This is a genomic window from Nonomuraea sp. NPDC005650 (genome assembly GCF_040605375.1).
In the GTDB taxonomy this organism is placed as follows: domain Bacteria; phylum Actinomycetota; class Actinomycetes; order Streptosporangiales; family Streptosporangiaceae; genus Nonomuraea.
This window is the reverse complement of record NZ_JBEXCR010000077.1, coordinates 19,708-40,209: the sequence shown is the minus strand read 5'-3', so window position 1 is coordinate 40,209 and position 20,502 is coordinate 19,708. Positions and strand designations below refer to the sequence as shown.

Genomic DNA, 20,502 nt, shown 5'->3' with positions numbered 1-20,502 from the left:
GCGGCGGCCAACCGCATCCTGGTGAAGGCGTCGTCCAGGGTGAGCATCCGCGCCCGGCCAGCGGGCAGTTCCTCGGCGATCTCCTCGCTGGTGACGGTCAACACCGCACGGCTGTCAGCCAGCATGAACGCGATCCGCTCCACCGGCTGCCGGGGATCAACCGGCACATACGCCGCCCCCGCCTTCCAGACCGCCAGCAGCGCCACGATCAGATCGACACCACGCTCCAAACAGACACCCACCACCGACTCGGCCTGGACGCCCTCGCCGATCAGGACATGCGCCAGCCGATTGGCCCGCTCATCCAACTCCCCGAAACAGACCTCGACCCCATCGGCCACCACCGCCACCGCACCCGGATCCTGCGCCTCGAACAACTCCACCACCGAAGCGTCCAAACCCTCGACCGCCGTGGAATTCCACTCCTCCACCACCCGACGACGCTCATCGAGGTCCAGCAGCCCCACACCACTCACCCTGACCCGCGGATCCGAACCCACCGCATCCAGCACCCGCACCCAGTAGCCGGCGATACGATCGGCCCACACCGCATCGAACAGGTCCGTGGCCACGGTGATCGACCCCCGCACCCCCGCCGGCGCCCCCTGACCGTCGAACGCCTCGCTCACCATCACATCGAGGTCGAACTTCGCCGCCCGTGCCCCGGCCGAGGCGGCGCCCGGCCGGACGACGGGCAGGCCGTCGAGCACCGCGTCCACGGTGTCGCCCTTGGTCAGGACCACCTGGAACAGCGGGTGGCGAGCCATCGACCGCGCGGGGGCCAGCTCCTCCACCAGCCGCTCGAACGGCACGTCCTGATGCGCGAACGCCGACAAACTCCGCTCCCGCACCCGCCCCAGCAGGTCGACGAACATCGGGTCGTCGGTGAGGTCCACGCGTACGACAAGGGTGTTGACGAAGCAGCCGATGAGGTCTTCGAGGGCCGCGTCGGTGCGGCCCGCGTTCGCCGACCCGATCGGGATGTCGGTCCCCGCGCCCAGCCGCGACAACAACACCGCCAGCGCGGCCTGCAGCACCATGAACGTGGTCACGCCCTCGGCCCGCGCGACCTCTGCCAGCCTCGCGTGCACCTCGGCCGGGACCGCCAGCGGAACGGAATATCCGCGATGCGAGGCCACCGCCGGGCGCGGCCGGTCGAAGGGCAGGGCCAGTTCCTCCGGCGCTCCCGCCAGCGCCTGCCGCCAGTACGCGACCTGGCGTGACATCAGGCTGTCCGGGTCGCGTTCGTCTCCCAGGAGTTCGCGCTGCCACAGGGTGTAGTCGGCGTACTGCACCGGCAGCGGCTCCCAAACCGGCGCCCGGCCGGCGCGGCGGGCCGCGTACGCCAGCGAGAAGTCGCGGGCCAGCGGCGCCCGCGACCAGCCGTCGCTGGCCGCGTGGTGCAGCACCACGACGAGCACCCGATCGTCCGGCCCGGCCTCGAACAGCCACGCCCGCATCGGGACCTCCCGGGTGAGGTCGAACGCGTGGCCCACGGCCTGGGCGACCGCGCCGTCCAGGTCGGCCGGTGTCACCTGGACGGTCGACAGTGTCCAGTCGAGCTGGGTGACCTGCTGGTACGGTTCGCCGTCCGCGACCGGGAAGACCGTCCGCAGCACCTCGTGCCGCCCGATCACGTCCCGCAGCGCCAGCCCGAGGGCCTCCCGATCGACGTCCCCCGACAACCGCAGCACGATCGGCACGTTGTAGGTGGCGCTCGGCCCCTCAAGCTGACTGATGAACCACAACCGCCGCTGCGCGAACGACAGCGGCACCCGCTCCGGCCGTTCCCTCGCGGTCAACGCCAGCCGTGCGCCGTCGGCATCTGCCAGCCGCTCGGCCAGCGCCGCGACCGTGGGCGCCTCGAACAGCGCCCGCAACGGCACTTCCACGCCGAGGACCGTGCGTACCCGGCTGATCAGCCGCACCGCCAGCAGCGAATGCCCGCCGAGCGCGAAGAAGTCGTCGTCCACCGCGACCTCGGGGAGGCCCAGCACCTGCGCGAACACCCCGCAGAGGATCTCCTCGCGCAGGTCGGCCGGGCCTCGGCCGGCGTGGCCGGTGTAGTGGGGGGCGGGCAGGGCTTTGCGGTCGAGCTTGCCGTTGGCGTTCAGCGGCAGCGCGTCCATCGCGACGAACGCCGAGGGCACCATGTAGCTCGGCAGCCGCTCGGCCACCGTGGCCGCCACTTCTTCGACGGTGGCCTCGCGCAGGACGACATAAGCGACCAGCCGCTTGTCACCGGGCGTGTCCTCCCGCGCGACCACCGCGGCCCGCGCCACCTCCGGATGCGCGGCCACGGCCGCCTGCACCTCGCCCAGCTCGATCCGGAACCCGCGCACCTTGACCTGCTCATCCACCCGGCCCAGATACTCCACCTGACCGTCGGCGTTCCAGCGCACCACATCACCCGTGCGATACAACCGCCCACCCGCCGAGAACGGATCAGCGACGAACCGCTCACTCGTCAACCCCGCACGCCCCAGATACCCACGCGCCAGACCGCCCCCGGCGATGTACAACTCCCCGGCGACTCCGATCGGGGCCGGGTTCATCACCTTGTCCAGCACGTATACCCGGGTGTTGGACACCGGCCGGCCGATCGGCACCGCTGGCTTGAGGTCTCCGTCCGCGTACCAGGCGGTCGCGTAGACCGTCGCCTCGGTGGGACCGTAAATGTTGGCCACCCGCGCCCCCGGCAGCACCGAACGGATCCCGGCCACCACATCACCGGACAACGCCTCACCCGCCAGCACCACCGTCCGCGGCCGCACCCCCAACACCCCAGCCGCCACCACCTGCGCGAACGCCGACGGCACCCCACTGACCAAACTCACCCCATCCAACACCCGACCACCGTCAGCGATCGCCAGCAGATCCGGCACCACCTCCACACAACCGCCCGACACCAACGGACCGAACAACTCGAACACCGACACATCGAAATTCAACGACGTCGAAAACAACACCCGCTCGAAATCCGCACCACCGAACTCCCGCACCGCCCAATCCAGGAACCCCACCACCGAACAGTGCTCCACCATCACCCCCTTCGGCCGCCCCGTCGAACCCGACGTGTAAATCACATAAGCCGCATGACCCGGCAGAGCCCTGACCGGCTCGTTCATTACCCCGGCGGCCGGCGCCGGGCCGTCGATGAGCACGGGTTCCACGTTCGCGGGAAGGCGATCCATCAGGTCCGTCGTCGTCACCACGGTGACGGCCTCGGTGTCCGTCAGCATGAAGGCGATGCGGTCCACCGGATAACCGGCATCGATCGGCAGATACGCCCCACCCGCCTTCAACACCGCCAGCACCGCCACGACCAGCTCCACGCCACGCGGAAGACAGATCCCGACCACCGACTCCGCCCCCACACCCCGGCCCGCCAGCACCCCCGCCAGCCGACCGGCCCGCTCGTCCAACTCCGCGTAGGAGACCTCCACCCCGTCACAGGCCACCGCGACCGCCCCCGGCGTCCGTGCCACCTGAGCCTCGAACAACTCCGCCACCGTCGCCGGCGCCACCTCCACCGCAGTGTCATTCCACTCACCCAGCAACCGGCCCAGCTCCTCGGCCCCCAGCACCGCCACCGCACCCAACGGCGCCTCCGGCCCACCCGCCAGACAGTCCTCCAACGCCCCCACCAGGTTGCCGACGGCAGTGCGCACCAGCACACCGACGGCGCGGGGGTCGATGGGCGCGACCGCGTCCACCGCCAGCGAGATCCGATCCCCGTCGTCATCCACCGACACCAGCAGCGGATAGTTGGTGCGCTCCTTGAAGTAGACCCTTCTGATGCCTTCGAGGCCGTCGTCCCCGCCCTGTTCGACGGGCTCACCGGAGGTGTTGTGGCGGTAGTTGAACAGCGCGGTGAACAGCGGCAGGTCACCCGACACCCCACTGGCCCGCTGCGCGAGCGTCAACGGCGCATGCTCATGCTCCAGCAGAGCGGCCAGCTGCCCACGCATCGCCGCCACCGCCCCCAGCACACCCACCCCATCGGTACGCACCCGCACCGGCAACGTGTTGATGAACGGCCCGGGCACGCGCTCCGAACCGGCGCTGGTGCTCATGCGGCCGAACAGGACCGTGCCGAACACCACATCGTCCCGACCGGACACCGCCGCCAGCGCCCGCGCCCACGCCACATGCAGCAACGTCGCCGGACTCGCCCCCACCCGCCGCGCCACCTCGAGCAGCCGGGTGTGGACCTCGTCCTCCAGGCCGACCCGGGCCCGGACGGTGCCCATGCCGTCGCCGCGCGCGTCCACCAGGCCGAACGGGGCGGTCGGCTCGGTCACGTCGCCGAGCAGGTCCGCGAAGTACCGTTCGTGGTCGGAGCGCTCGGTCGCGCTCCTGGCCTGGGCGACGAAGTCGCGGAACGGCAGCGGCGGCGCCAGGTGCCCGCCGTTGCCGGTGAGGAAGGCCCGTACCTCGGCGAGCAGCACCTCCAGGGCCGTGTGGTCCTGCACCATGTGGTGGATCCGTACCAGGGCCAGCCACCTGCCGCTGCCCGGCACGGCGACCGTGCGCGTCCGGATCAGCGGAGCCTGGCTCAGGTCCATCGACGTGCCGGCCCCGGCGACCAGCTCGGCCACCGGGTCCGTGCCGGTCAGCGTCGCCTCCTCGACCGGCAGGACCGCACGCCGCCACACCACCTGCACCGGCTCGCGCAACCCCTCCCACACGATCGAGGTGCGGTAGACGTCGTGCCGGTCCACCACCTGCTGCAACGCGTCCGTGAACGCGTCCAGCCGCGCACGGGAGTCGAACTCCAGGACCGTCGGCATCACATACGCGTCCTCACCACCGTCCGCCAGCAGGTGATGGAACAGCAACCCCTCCTGCAACGGCGCCAACGGGTAGACATCGGCGATGTTCGCCGCACCACCCTCGACCGTGGCCGCCAACCTGCCGATCTCCTCCACCGACAGATCCACCAAGGGCAGCATCTCCGGCGTGATCACCGTCGCACCGAACGGGATGCGGTTCTCCGGCACCTCCACCTGGGTCTCGCCCACCGACACCGCCAGCCCGGCCGGGGTGGGGGCGTCGAACAGGGCGCGTACCGACACCGAGACGCCTCGTGCCCGCAGCAGCGCCACCAGGCGGATCGCCAGCAGCGAGTGGCCGCCCAGGGTGAAGAAGTCGTCGTCCACGCCGACGGTCTCCACCGCCAGGACCTCGCTGAAGGCCGTACACAGAATTTCCTCGCGTACGGTGGCCGGGCCCCGGCTCGCCTGGCCGGTGTAGTGGGGGGCGGGCAGGGCTTTACGGTCGAGCTTGCCGTTGGCGTTCAGCGGCAGCGCGTCCATCGCGACGAACGCCGAAGGCACCATGTAACCCGGCAGCCGATCCGCGACGAACCCCGCCACCTCCTCGACGGTGGCCTCGCGCAGGACGACATAAGCGACCAGCCGCTTGTCACCAGGCGTGTCCTCCCGCGCGACCACCGCGGCCCGCGCCACCCCCGGATGCGCCGCCACCGCCGCCTGCACCTCGCCCAGCTCGATCCGGAACCCGCGCACCTTGACCTGCTCATCCACCCGGCCCAGATACTCCACCTGACCGTCGGCGTTCCAGCGCACCACATCACCCGTGCGATACAACCGCCCACCCGCCGAGAACGGATCCGCCACGAACCGCTCACCCGTCAACCCCGCACGCCCCAGATACCCACGCGCCAGACCGCCCCCGGCGATGTACAACTCCCCGGCAACCCCGATCGGAGCCGGTTTCATCGCCCCGTCCAACACATAAACCCGGGTATTAGAGACCGGCCGACCGATCGGCACCACCGGGCCCACGTCCTCACCCGCATACCAAGCGGTCGCGTAGACCGTCGCCTCGGTGGGGCCGTAAATGTTGGCCACCCGCGCCCCGGGCAGCACCGAACGGATCCCGGCCACCACATCACCGGACAACGCCTCACCCGCCAGCACCACCGTACGCGGCCGCACCCCCAACACCCCAGCCGCCACCACCTGCGCGAACGCCGACGGCACCCCACTGACCAAACTCACCCCATCCAACACCCGACCGCCGTCGGCCACCGCCAGCAGATCCGGCACCACCTCCACACAACCGCCCGACACCAACGGACCGAACAACTCGAACACCGACACATCGAAATTCAACGACGTCGAAAACAACACCCGCTCGAAATCCGCACCACCGAACTCCCGCACCGCCCAATCCAAGAACCCCACCACCGAACGATGCTCCACCATCACCCCCTTCGGCCGCCCCGTCGAACCCGACGTGTAAATCACATAAGCCGCATGGCCCGGCAGAGCCCTGACCGGCTCGTTCATTTCCCCGGCGGCCGACTCCAGATCGTCGGCGTCCAGGAGCACACAGGAAACGTCCTGAGGCAGTTTCTCTTTGAAGGCGGCAGAGGTCAGCACCGTAACGGCGTTCGCGTCCGCCAGCATGAAGGCGATGCGGTCCACCGGGTAACCGGCATCGATCGGCAGATACGCCCCACCCGCCTTCAACACCGCCAGCACCGCCACCACCAGCTCCACACCCCGCGGAAGACAGATCCCGACCACCGACTCCGCCCCGACACCCCGGCCCGCCAGCACCCCCGCCAGCCGACCGGCCCGCTCGTCCAACTCCGCGTAGGAGACCTCCACCCCATCACAGGCCACCGCGACCGCCCCCGGCGTCCGCACCACCTGAGCCTCGAACAACTCCGCCACCGTCGCCGGCGCCACCTCCACCGCCGTGTCATTCCACTCACCCAGCAACCGGCCCAGCTCCTCGGCCCCCAGCACCGCCACCGCACCCAACGGCGCCTCCGGCCCACCCGCCAGACAGTCCTCCAACGCCCCCACCAGATTCCCGACCGCAGTACGCACCAGCACGCCCACCGCCCACGGATCGATCGGCGCGACCGCGTCCACCGCCAGCGAGATCCGATCCCCGTCGTCGTCCACCGACACCAGCAGCGGATAGTTGGTGCGCTCGCGCAGGTACACGAGGCTGATCCCGTCGAGTGCCCCGTCAGCGGCGCCGTCCTGCTGTTCCCTGGGCGGCGCGGTGTTGTGCCGGTAGTTGAACAGCGCGGTGAACAGCGGCAGGTCACCCGACACCCCACTGGCCTGCTGCGCGAGCGTCAACGGCGCATGCTCGTGCTCCAGCAGAGCGGCCAGTTGCCCACGCATCGCCGACACCGCCCCCAGCACACCCACCCCATCGGTACGCACCCGCACCGGCAACGTGTTCATGTACGGCCCCGGGACCTGGTCGGAGCCGGTGCCCGCGTTCATGCGGCCGAACAGGACCGTGCCGAACACCACATCGTCCCGCCCAGACACCGCCGCCAGCGCCCGCGCCCACGCCACGTGCAGCAACGTCGCCGGACTCGCCCCCACCCGCCGCGCCACTTCGAGCAGCCGGCCGTGCAGCTCCGCCGGGAACGGCACCACTTTCCGCACCGCCCCGGCACCGTCGCCGCGGATGTCCACCATGCCGAACGGGGCGGTCGGCTCGGTCACGTCGCCGAGCAGGTCCGCGAAATACCGTTCGTGCTCCTCGCGCCGCACCGCCCCGCGGGCCTGGGCCACGAAGTTCCGGAACGGCAGCGGCCGGGACAGCGCGCCGTCACGGTGGGTGAGGATCGCCCGTACCTCCCTCAGGACGATCTCCAGCGCCGTGTGGTCGCGCACGATGTGATGCGTCCGTACCAGCCCCAGCCACCGGCCGGTGCCCGGCACCGGGGTGACGTGCACGCTCATCAGCGGGGCCCGCTCCAGGTCCATCACCTGTCCGACGGCCTCCACCAGCCGCTCGACCAGCTCATCGCCCGGCGCGTCCAGCGTCACCTCCTCGACCGGCAGGACGGCGTGCCGCCACACCACCTGCACCGGCTCGCGCAGCCCTTCCCACACGATGGACGTGCGGTAGACGTCGTGCCGGTCCATGACCTGCTGGACCGCGCCGAGGAAGGCGTCCAGCCGCTCGCGGGAGTCGAACTCCAGGACCGTCGGCATCACGTACGCGTCCTCGCCACCGTCGGCCAGCAGGTGATGGAACAGCAACCCCTCCTGCAACGGCGCCAACGGGTAGACATCGGCGATGTTCGCCGCACCACCCTCGACCGTGGCCGCCAACCGGCCGATCTCCTCCACCGAAAGATCCACCAAGGGCAACATCTCCGGCGTGATCACCGTCGCACCGAACGGGATGCGATTGTCCGGCACCTCCACCCGCACTTCGCCGGCCGAACGCGCCAGCCCCGCCGGCGTGGGCGCCTGGAAGAACGACCGTACCGACACCGACACCGCCCGCGCCTGCAACAACGCCACCAGGCGGATCGCCAGCAGCGACTGCCCGCCCAGAGCGAAGAAGTCATCATCGACACCCACGTTCTCCACGCCGAGCACCTCGGCGAACGCCGCGCACACCACCTCCTCCCGAGCGTTGACGGGCCCGCGCCCCGCCCCGGCCGCATGCCCGGGAACCGGCAGCGCGTCGCGATCCAGCTTGCCGTTGGCGTTGCGCGGCAACGTCTCCAGCACCATCACCGCCGACGGCACCATGTACTCCGGCAACCGCTCACCCAGGAAGTCCCGCACCACGTCGCCCAGGCGGGAACCGGCGGAACCCGCCTCTCCACGCGGATCGGCCGGGACCACGTAGGCGACCAACCGCACATCGCCCGGCGCGTCCTCGCGTGCCACCACCGCCGCCTGCGCCACCTCCGGGCAGCCGGCCAGCACCGCGCTGACCTCGCCCGGCTCCACCCGGAAGCCGCGCACCTTCACCTGATCGTCGACCCGGCCCAGGAACACCAGCCGGCCGTCGGCGGACCAGCGCACCCGGTCGCCGGTCCGGTACATCCGCTCCCCGCCCTCGAACGGGCACGCCACGAACCGCTCACCGGTCAGCCCGGCGCGACCGGCATACCCGCGTGCCACCCCCGCACCGGCCACGTACAACTCGCCGGCCACCCCCACCGGCACCGGCGCAAGCCGGTCATCCAGCACATACGCCCGCATGTTGGCCACCGGCGGCCCCACCACCGGCCCCACCGCACCGTCGATTTCCGCGACCGCGGTGTCCACCGTGCACTCGCTGGGACCGTAGAAGTTGACCCCGCGGATCCCGCTGTCGGCCAGTCGCCGCCACAGCGCCGGCGGCACCGCCTCGCCCCCCACGCCCAGTTGCCGCAGCCCGGCCCGCTCCAGCAGCCCGGCCTCCACCAGCACCTGCGCGTACGACGGCGTCACCTCCATGAAGTCGATCCCACCGGCGGCCAGCCAGCCCACCAGCCGGCCAGCGTCCAGCCACGTCTCCCCGTCCACCACATGCAGCTCATGACCGGTGAACAACGCCGCCAGCTGGTTCCACGACGCGTCGAACGACACCGACGTCGTCAACGCCACCCGCCACCGCCGCTCCCCCGGCAGCACCCACCGCCCCGACCACTCGCACAGGCTCACCACGCCCGCGTGCGGCACCACCACGCCCTTCGGCCGCCCCGTCGACCCCGAGGTGTAGACCACGTACGCCGCGCTTCCACCCCGCACCCGAACACCCGGCCCGCCCTCTGGACAGGCGGCCAGCTCGGCGACCACGGCCGGATCGTCCAGCACGACCACGTCACCCGTGACCACACCCGCCGTCCGGGCCGAGGCCAGAACCACCACCGGCGCGGCATCGGCCACCATCCACCGCAGCCGATCCACCGGATACGCCGGATCCAGCGCCACATAAGCGCCACCCGCCTTCAACACCCCCAGCAGGGCCACGATCAGGTCCGCGCCACGCTCCAGGCACACGCCGACCACCGACTCCGCCCCGACGCCGCGCGCCACCAGCAACCGCGCCACCCGATTCGCCCGCTCCTCCACCTCCGCATACGACAGCCCCACCCCTCCGGCCACCAACGCCACCGCTTCCGGCGACCGCGCCACCTGCGCCTCGAACAACTCCACCAACGACTCCGCGCCCACCTCGGCCGCCGTGTCGTTCCACGCCACCAGCACCCGCCGGCACTCGTCCGCCGCCAAGACCTCAATCTCACTCAGCCGCGTCAACGGCTCAGCGGTCACCGCCTCCAGCACTCGCACCAGGCGTGCCACCACCACCTCCGCCGACGACCGATCGAAAAGATCCGCCGCGGCCACCAACGACCCCCGCAGCCCACCGGGTCCTGGCACCTCCTCCACCGTGAAGTCCAGATCGAACTTCGCCGCCGACATCCCTGCCGAGACCTCTGCCGACACGGCCGCGGACACGCCCTCGGCCCGCGATCCCGGCAGCTCCAGCACCGCTTCGGCGTTGTTCTGCACCTTGAACATCACCTGGAACAGCGGATGCCGGGCCATCGACCGCGCCGGAGCCAGCTCCTCCACCAACCGCTCGAACGGCAGCTCCTGGTGCGCGAACGCGGTCCACCCGACCTGCCGCACCCGGGACAGCACGTCGATGAACGTCGGGTCGCCGGACAGATCAGTCCGCAGCACCACGTTGTTGACGAAGAAGCCCACCAGGTCATCCAGAGCGACATCCGTACGACCGGCCACCGTCGTGCCGATCGGGAGGTCCGTCCCGGCCCCCAGCCGCGACAACAACGCGGCAAGCGCGGCCTGCACCACCATGAACATGGTCACGCCCTCGGCCCGCGCCAGCTCCACGAGCCGCGCGTGCACCTCAGCGGACACCTCGATCGGCACCGTGTGGCCACGGTGCGACGCCGCCGCCGGCCGCGGCCGATCGAACGGCAGCTCCAGCTCCTCCGGGACACCGGCCAGCGTCTCGCGCCAGTACGCCAGCTGAGTGGAGATCAGGCTGTCCGGGTCCTGCTCGTCACCGAGCAGCTCACGCTGCCACAGCGTGTAGTCCGCGTACTGCACCGGCAGCGGCTCCCACGCCGGGGCCCGCCCCTCGCGCCGCGCCGCATAAGCCGACGACACGTCACGCGCCAGCGGCCCCATCGACCATCCGTCACTGGCGATGTGATGGACGACGACCACCAGCACCCGCTCATCCGTCCCGGCGGCCTCGAACAGCCACGCCCGGATCGGCACCTCCGACGACAGGTCGAAGGGGTACGCGGCCGCCCCGGCCACCGCCGCGGGCAGCTCGTCAGCGGCGACCTCGGTCACCGCCAGCTCCCACGCCAGCTCGTCGAAGGCCACCACCTCCTGGTACGGCTCCCCCTCCGCCACCGGGAAGACCGTGCGCAGCACTTCGTGCCGCTCGATCACATCCCGGAGCGCCAGCCCCAGGGCCTGCCGGTCCACCTCTCCCGACAGCCTCAGCACGACCGGCATGTTGTAGGTCGCGCTCGGCCCCTCCGACTGGGCGACGAACCACAACCGGCGCTGCGCGAAAGACAACGGAATCATCAGGACTCCTTCTTGGTACGCATGGGCCGCAACGCCGGCCTCGCTGACTTGAGATGGCCGAGCTGTCGTGCAAGTCCCGCAACCGTCGGGGCTTCCAGCAGGACCTTCAACGGCACTTCCACCCCCAACGCCGCCCGGATCCGGCTGACCAGCCGCACCGCCAGCAGCGAATGCCCGCCCAGCGCGAAGAAGTCGTCATCGACCCCGACGCTCTCCAGACGGAGCACCTGCGCGAACGCCTCGCACAAGATCTCTTCCTCGCGGCCTGCGGGTTTTCGATGAGCGCTCACGCGGTACTCGGGAGCGGGCAACGCTCTGCGATCGAGCTTGCCGTTGACCGACACCGGCAGCGCGTCCAGCCCGACCACGGCGGACGGCACCATGTACTCCGGCAACCGCTCCGCCGCGAACCGCCGCACCGCCTCGGCATCGACCACAGCGGGGACCACGTACGCCACCAGCCGCACGTCCCCCGGCGCATCCTCCCGCGCCACCACCACGACCTGTCCCACCCCAGGACAACCCGCCAACACCGTGCTGACCTCACCCGGCTCCACCCGGAACCCACGGATCTTGACCTGATCATCCACCCGACCAGCGAAGATCAGCTCACCGTCGGCAGACCAGCTCGCCCGATCCCCGGTCCGGTACATCCGCTCACCGGCACCGAACGGACACGCCACAAACCGCTCGGCACTCAACCCCGCACGACCGACATAGCCACGCGCCAACTGCACCCCGGCCAGATACAACTCGCCCACCACACCCGGCGGCACCGGCCGAAGGAACTCATCCAGCACAAACGCCCGCGTATTGGCAACCGGCCGCCCAATCGGCACCGACTCACCAGGCACACACCGCCAGGCCGTCACATCGATCGACGCCTCCGTCGGCCCGTAATAGTTCTCCAGCCCCACCCCACCCAGCACCTCGAAGAACCGCCGCACCGCGTGGACCGGCAGCGCCTCACCCGAACAGACCACCCATTCCAGGCCGCCACATTGCGCGGCGGCCGGCTCGGCCAGGAACACCTCCAACATCGACGGCACGAAATGCGCCACCCGCACGTTCTCCCGCTGGATCAACTCCGCCAGATAAGCGGCATCCCGCTGCCCCCCGGGCCGCGCCAGCACCAACACCCCACCCCACAACAGCGGCCAGAAGAACTCCCACACCGACACGTCGAACCCGAACGACGTCTTCTGCAGCACCCGCTCACCCGGGGCCAACCGCAAGCGCTCCTGCATCCAAGCCAGCCGATTCACCACACCCGCATGCGGCACCACCACGCCCTTAGGCCGTCCGGTCGAGCCCGAGGTGAACATCACATACGCCGCATTCCCCCCATCCAGCGCGCCGCCGCGCTCGCCCTCCGTCAGCGGCTCGCCCGACAACCCCGCCGCATCCCCCACCCCGACCCGCACCACACCGGCAGGCAGCCCCACCCCCGCCGAAGCAATCACACACGCAGCACCAGCCTGCTCCACCAGGTAGGCCATCCGCTCAGCCGGATACTCCGGGTCCACCGGCAGATAAGCGGCCCCCGCCTTGAGCACAGCCAGCAACGCCACCACCAGATCGACACCACGCTCCAAACACACCCCCACCACCGACTCCACCCCGACACCACGAGCCACCAACAACCGCGCCAACCGATTCGCCCGCCCATCCACCTCCGCGAACGACAACTCCACCCCGTCCCCAACCACCGCCACCGCACCCGGAACCGCCGCCACCCGCGCCTCGAACAACTCCACCAACGTCCCGGACGGCACCTCGGCATCCGTCGAGTTCCACTCCACGAGCACCCGCCGCCGCTCCCCGGCATCCAGCACATCGACGCTGCCCAACCGCGTCCGCGGCGCGCTCGTCAGCGCATCCAGCACCCGCACCCACCGCGCGACCAGCCTTTCGACCGACTCCCGATCGAACAGATCCGCGGCAGCCACCAAAGACCCGCGCAGCCCCATCGCCGCCCCCGAGGGACCGGTCACCTCCGCCAGCCCCAGCTCCAGATCGAACTTGGCGGCCGCGGCCACCGGCATCCCCGAAGCCCCCACACCCGGCAGCTCCAGCTCCGCCGCACCGGTGTTCTGGAGCGTCAGCATCACCTGGAACAGCGGATGCCGAGCCATCGACCGCGACGGCGCCAGCTCCTCCACCAACCGCTCGAACGGCACGTCCTGATGGTCGAAGGCGGCCAGGCTCGCCCCCCGCACCCGCCCCAGCAGTTCCCTGAACGTCGGATCCCCTGACAGGTCCACGCGTACGACGAGGGTGTTGACGAAGAACCCGACCAGGTCCTCCAGCGCCTCATCCGTACGCCCCGCGTTCGCCGCGCCGATCGGGAGGTCGGTCCCAGCGCCCAGCCGCGACAACAACACCGCCAACGCGGCCTGCACCACCATGAACGTGGTCACACCCTCGGCCCGCGCCACCTCCACCAGCCGCGCATGCACCTCCACCGGCACCTCCACCGGCACCGTGTGACCACGGTAAGAAGCCACCGCCGGCCGCACGCGATCCACCGGCAACGCCAGCTCCTCCGGCGCCCCCGCCAGCGCCTCCCGCCAGTACGCCACCTGCCGCGACAGCACGCTGCCGCCGTCGCCCTCGTCCCCCAGAAGCTCCCGCTGCCACAACGCGTAATCCGCGTACTGCACCGGCAACGGCTCCCACCCCGGAGCCACACCGCCGCACCGCGCCGCGTACGCCACCGACACATCCCGCGCCAACGGCCCCAGCGACCAACCGTCACCGGCGATGTGATGGATCACCACCACCAGCACCTGCTCCCCCGACCCGTCCGAGAGCAACGAGGCCCGGACCGGCAGGTCCGCCGTCAGATCGAAGGCCCGCCCCACCACTTCCGCCACCGCGGCGTCGAGCTCGGCCGGAGCCACCTCGGCGACGGCCAGCTCCCAGCCGGGGCTGTTCACGACCTGCTGGTACGGCTCCCCGTCCACCTCGAGATACACGGTCCGCAGCACCTCGTGACGCCCGAGCACATCCCGCAGCGCGGCGTTCAACGCCGCCCGGTCGACACCCCCGGAAAGCCGCAGCACGACCGGGATGTTGTACGTGGCGCTCGGCCCTTCCAGCCGTCCCAGGAACCACAGCCGCCGCTGCGCGAACGACAGCGGCACCCGTTCCGGCCGTTCCATCGCCGCCAGCGGAACGCGGGCATCCGGGACACCGCCGAGCCGGGCCGCCAGCCCGGCCACCGTCGGGGCCTCGAAGAGCAGCCGCAGGGGCACCTCGGCCCCGAGCACCGTCCGGACCCGGCTGATCAGCCGCACCGCCAGCAGCGAGTGGCCGCCCAGCGCGAAGAAGTCGTCCTCCACCCCCACCTCGGCCAGCCCGAGGATCTCGGCGAAGACGCCGCAGAGCAGCTCCTCCTGCAGGGTCGCCGGACCGCGCCCCGCGCCGCCCGCGAACTCGGGAGCGGGCAGAGACCGGCGGTCCACCTTCCCGTTCGCCGTCAGGGGCAGCGCGTCGAGTGCCATCACCGCGGCCGGCACCATGTACGCGGGCAGGTGCCGCCCGACGAATTCCCGCAAGTCAGGAATGTCGGATGTGGCGTGCCCGTCAGCCGGGACGACGTAGCCGACCAGCCGCATCCCGCCACCGCCCGGATCCTCGCGTACCGCCACGGCCGCCAGCGCCACCCGGTCATGGCGTTCGAGCACCGCCTCGACCTCGCCCAGTTCGATCCGGAAACCCCGCACCTTGACCTGGTCGTCGACGCGCCCGAGACACTCCAACGTGCCGTCGGCCTGCCAGCGCGCCAGATCACCGGTCCGGTACATCCGCTCGCCGGCCGGGCCGAACGGCGCGGCCACGAACCGCTCCGCGGTCAGCCCCGGCCGTCGCAGGTAACCGCGCGCCAGTTGCACGCCCGCCAGATACAGCTCGCCCGCCACCCCGGGAGCCACCGGCCGCAACGCCTTGTCCAGCACGTATGCCCGTGTGTTCGCGAAGGGCCGCCCGATCACGACCGGCCCTTCCCCGACCGCCGCCGACGTCGCCCACACGGTGGCCTCCGTCGGGCCGTACAGGTTCTCGGCCCGCGCGCCGAGGACCTGGATCCGGGCGGCCAGTTCCCCCGGCAGCGCCTCACCGCCGACCAGCATCCGCAGCCCCTCCGGCCAGGCGCCGGCCTCGAGCAGGGCCCGCCACAGCGACGGCACCGCCTGCATGACCGTCGCACCGCCGTCCCGCACCAGGTCCAGCAGCGCGGCCGGTTCGCGTACCGTCTCCCGGGGTGCCAGCAGCACCCTGGCCCCGCGCACGAGCGGCAGGAACAGTTCCAGGGCCGCGATGTCGAAGGACACCGTCGTCACCGCGACCAGGCAGTCCGCCCCGCCGAGCGGCACCCGCTCAGCGGCCGCGCCGAGGTGGTTGACCAGCGCCCGATGCGAGATCACCACGCCCTTCGGACGACCCGTCGAACCCGAGGTGTAGATCACGTACGCCGGGTGGTCGGGCGATGGCCTCTGCCCGCTCCGAAGGGGTTCGCCGGCATACGTGCCGTCCACGACGAGCGTCTCCACCTCCGACGGCGGCAACAGCGCAGCCGTGCCCGGCGAGGCGAGAACCACGACCGGGGCGGCGTCGCGCAGCATGTAGGCGACCCGCTCCGCCGGATACTCCGGATCGATCGGCAGGTAGGCACCCCCGGCCTTGAGCACCGCCAGCAGGGCGACGACCAGGTCCGCATCGCGTTCCATGGCCACCGCGACCACCGACTCGGGCCCGACGCCACGGCGGCGCAGCAGCCCCGCCAACCGCGAGGCCCGCTCGTCCACCTCCGCGTACGACAATGTCACGCCGCCGGCGACCACCGCCACCGCGTCCGGCGTACGGCCCGCCTGCCCCTCGAACAGCTCCGTCAACGTCACGTCGGGCACCTCGGCCGCCGTGTCGTTCCACTCCCGCAGGATCCGCCCCAGCTCGGCGGTGTCCAGGACCTCCACGGCGCCGAGCGCCGCGTCCGGACCCCCGTCCAGCGCGTCCTCCAGCGCCGCTACGAGATTCCGCGCGGCGGTGAGCGCCAGCATTCCCACCGCCCGGGCGTCGATGGGAGCGACCGCGTCGACGGTGACCGCGAGCCCGTCCCCGTCGTCCTCGACCGCCACCCCGAGCGGATAGTTGGTGCGCTCACGGGCGAGCAGCAGCCGGATCCCCTCGGGGGCCCGCCTGCCGTCGCCGCCCCGCCCGGTGTTGTGCCGGTAGTTGAGAAAGGAGGTGAACAGCGGCGCGTCGCCCGCCACGCCGCTGGCCTGCCGCGCGACCGTCAGCGGCGCGTGCTCGTGCTCCATGAGCCGGGCGAGCTGCCCACGCATGGCGGCCACGGCGCTCAGCACGGTCAGCTCGTGCGTGCGGACGCGTACCGGAAGGGTGTTGATGTACGGGCCGGGCACCTGGCCCGCAGCGAGCCCGGCGTGCATGCGACCGAACAGGACCGTGCCGAAGACCACGTCGTCCCGGCCGGACACCGCCGCGACCACCCGTGCCCAGGACACGTGCAGGAGTGTCGCGGCGCTGACCCCGAGCCGCCTGGCGACCGCGCGCAGCCGCCGCTCGACCGCCGAGGGGAACGGCACCGCCTCCCGTACGACGCCGCTTCCGTCGCCCCGGGCCTCCACCAGCCCGAACGGCGCGGTCGGGTCGGTCACGTCGCCGAGCAGGTCGGCGAAGTACCGTTCGTGATCGGCCTGGCCGGCGGCGCGGGCCTGGGCCACGAAGTCGCGGAACGGCAGCGGCTCGGGCAGCTCCGCCTCGCGGCCGTCGAGGAAGGCCAGGACCTCGGCGAGCAGCACCTCCAGCGCCATGTGGTCCTGCACCATGTGGTGCACCCTGACCAGGGCCGCCCGCCGGCCGCCCGGCAGGGCCGCCGTGTGCACGCCGATCATGGGAGCGCGGCCCAGGTCCATGGACGCGCCGCCGCGTGCCATCAGCTCGGCCACCTGGTCGGCGCCCGACGGGTCCAGCGTGACCTCTTCGACGGGCACGACCGCGTGCCGCCACACCACCTGGACGGGCTCGCGCAGGCCGTCCCACCCGATCGAGGTGCGGTAGATGTCGTGCCGGTCCACGACCTGCTGCAACGCCCGCAGGAAGGCGTCGAGGCGGTCGCGGTCGCCGAACTCCAGCACCGTCGGCATCACGTACGCGTCCTGGCCGCCCTCCGCGAGGAGGTGGTGGAACAGGAGCCCTTCCTGAAGCGGCGCGAGCGGATAGACGTCGGCCACGTTGGGGGCGCCGCCCTCGACGGCGGCCACGACCCGCGCCACCTCCTCGGCGGTCAGGTCCACCAGCGGCAGCAGTTCGGGGGTGATCTCCGTCGCCCCTGCGGGGATCAGGTTGCCGGGCACCGCCACCCGCTCCACGCCCGCCGTCGCGGCCAGGCCGGCCGGGGTGGGAGTCTCGAACAGGGCGCGTACGGGCACGTCCACGCCCTGGGCACGCAGCCGCTCCGCCAGGCGGATGGCGAGCAGCGAGTGGCCGCCGAGCGCGAAGAAGTCGTCGTCCACGCCGACCTCGGGCAGCCCCAGGACGTCGGCGAACGCCGCGCACAGCAGCTCCTCGCGCGCGTCGAGCGGGCCTCGGCCGGTGCCGGCCGCCGCCGCGAGGTCGGGTCTCGGGAGGTTCTTGGTGTCGACCTTGCCGTTCGGCGTGAGCGGCAGCTCGTCGAGGGCCATCACGGCGACGGGCACCATCGACTCGGGCAGGTGCTCGCGGACGAACGCCTTCAGCTCGGCCGCGTCCACGACCGCCCCGGGCGCGGGCACCACGTAGGCGACGAGCCGGCGGTCCTCGGCGGGGCGGGGCACGATGACGAGCTCGCCGTGGGCGGCCCAGCGGGCCCGGTCGCCGGTGCGGTACAGCAGCGTCCCGTCGGCGGCGAACGGGTTGGCCACGAACTGCTCGGGGCTGAGCCCGGCGGCGGCCACGTACAGGTCGCCGACGACGCCGACCGGCGCGGGGGTGAGGTACTCGTCCAGGACGTACGCCCGGGTGGCGAGGGGCCGCATGTCGGCAGGCACCGGGACGGACGCGGAGGAGACCTTGTTCCACTCCACCAGCACGCGGTGCCGCTCGGCGGGGTCGAGGACGTCCACGGCGGACAGGCGTGCCGACGGGTCGGCGGCGACCTGCCCCAGCACCCGGGTCAGCCGCCCGGCCAGCGCCGCGACGGTGTCCCGGTCGAACACGTCGGCCGCCGCGGTGATCACGCCGCGCAGCCCGGCGGGAGCGCCCGCCGCGTCGTGCAGCTCGCCGAACGACACCTCAAGGTCGAACTTCGCGCCCAGCGCCCCCGGCGCGGCAGCGGGTGCGGGTGCGGCGGGCGTGCCGGTGACGGCGCCGGCGGCGTTCTGCAGGGTGAGCATGACCTGGAACAGCGGGTGCCGCGCCAGCGAACGGGCCGGCGCGAGATGCTCGACGACCTTGTCGAACGGCACGTCCTGGTGCCTGAACGCGGCCAGGTCCGCCTTCCTGACCCGGGCCAGCACCTCGCGGAAGTCGGGGTCGCCGGACAGGTCGGTACGCAGGACCAGGGTGTTGACGAAGAAGCCGACCAGGTCGTCCAGCGCCTCGTCGGTGCGTCCGGCGACGTCCGTGCCGATCGGGACGTCGGTGCCGGCGCCGAGCCGCGACAGCAGCACGGCGAGCGCCGCCTGCAGGACCATGAACACGGTCACGCCCTCGGCCCGCGCCACCTCCGCGAGCCGGGCGTGGACGGCGGCGGGAATCTCCAGGCGTTCGCTGTGCCCCCGGTAGGAGGCCACCGGCGGGCGGGGCCGGTCGAAGGGCAGCGCCAGCTCGGCGGGCGCGCCGACCAGCGTCTCGCGCCAGTGGACGAGCTGGCGGGACATGACGCTCCCGGGGTCCGCCTCGTCGCCGAGCAGCTTGCGCTGCCACAGCGTGTAGTCGGCGTACTGGACGGGCAGCGGCTCCCATTCCGGGGCCTTCCCGGCGCGGCGGGCGGCGTAGGCGGTGGCGACGTCCCGGGTGAGCGGGCCCATCGACCAGGCGTCGCCGGCGATGTGGTGCAGCACCACGACCAGCATGCGCTCGTCCGGCCCCGCCGAGATCAGCCGGGCCCGGATCGGCACCTCGCGGGCCAGATCGAACGGGTGCCGCGTGGCCGCGGCGACCGCGTCGTCCAGGTCGGCGGGTGCGACCTCGGCGGCCGACAGCTCCCACGCCAGCTCGTCGAGCGGGACGATCCGCTGGCACGGCTCGCCGTCCACGATCGCGACCACCGTGCGCAGCGCCTCGTGGCGCCCGATCACGTCCCTGAGCGCGGCCTGGAGCGCGTCCCTGTCGACCGGCCCGGGCAGCGGCCGCACGACGGGGATGTTGTACGTCGCGCCCGGCCCTTCGAGCTGTCCGAGGAACCACAACCGGCGCTGTGCGTACGACAACGGGATCATCGGGACTCCTCCTGGGTGCGCATCGGCTGCAACGCGGGTCTGCTCGATCTCTCGTCGCCGAGCCGCCGCGCGAGCCCGGCCACGGTGGGCGCGTCGAACAGCGCCGCGAGGTCGGCCTCGACGCCCAGCACCGTCCTGATCCGGCTCATCAGCCGCACCGCCAGCAGCGAGTGCCCGCCGATCGCGAAGAAGTCGTCGTCGACGCCGACCTCGGGCAGCCCGAGGACGTCGGCGAACGCCGCGCACAGCAGCTCCTCACGGGCGTCGGCGGGGGGACGGCCGGCGCCTGCCGCGTACCGTGGGGCGGGCAGGGCCCTGCGGTCGAGCTTGCCGTTGACCGTGAGCGGCAGCGCGTCCATGGTGACGACCGCAGCCGGCACCATGTGGCCGGGCAACCGTCCGGCGGCGAAGCTCCGCACGGACTCGGCGGGGTCGTCCGCGCCCGCGGCCGGCACGACGTAGGCGACGAGGCGGACGTCGCCGGGCACGTCCTCGCGGGCGACCACGGCCGCCTGCGCCACCTGCGGATGCGCGGCCACCACGGCCTGCACCTCGCCCGGCTCGATCCGGAAGCCGCGGATCTTCACCTGGTCGTCGGCGCGGCCGGCGAACACGAGCCGGCCGCCGGCGTTCCAGCGCGCCCGGTCGCCCGTCCGGTACATGCGCTCCCCGGACGGGCCGAACGGCGAGGCCACGAA

At 72.0% G+C, this 20,502-nt stretch carries 3 protein-coding genes (1 of these 3 only partly in view); all 3 read right to left on the bottom strand.

Annotation, left to right across the window (positions count from 1 at the left end; genetic code table 11):
• A partial coding sequence (locus ABZS69_RS63415; protein ID WP_355393602.1) for an amino acid adenylation domain-containing protein occupies positions 1-11,363 on the bottom strand: 11,363 nt, incomplete at its 3' end.
• Positions 11,363-19,804 carry an amino acid adenylation domain-containing protein gene (locus ABZS69_RS63410; RefSeq protein WP_355393599.1) on the bottom strand — a complete coding sequence of 2,814 codons (8,442 nt, stop codon included), beginning with the start codon at positions 19,802-19,804 and terminating at the stop codon, positions 11,363-11,365. The genes ABZS69_RS63415 and ABZS69_RS63410, both read right to left, overlap by 1 nt.
• On the bottom strand, positions 19,801-20,502 hold the 3' portion of the coding sequence (locus tag ABZS69_RS63405; protein WP_355393596.1) for a non-ribosomal peptide synthase/polyketide synthase. It continues 18,204 nt past the right edge of the window; the window shows 702 of its 18,906 coding nt (coding positions 18,205-18,906); the start codon falls outside the window, past its right edge; the stop codon is at positions 19,801-19,803. The genes ABZS69_RS63410 and ABZS69_RS63405 overlap by 4 nt, the downstream gene beginning before the upstream one ends.

Excerpts from the sequence above, each read along its gene's own strand:
- ABZS69_RS63410 (WP_355393599.1), bottom strand. The coding sequence starts at position 19,804 with ATGATCCCGTTGTCGTACGCACAGCGCCGGTTGTGGTTCCTCGGACAG.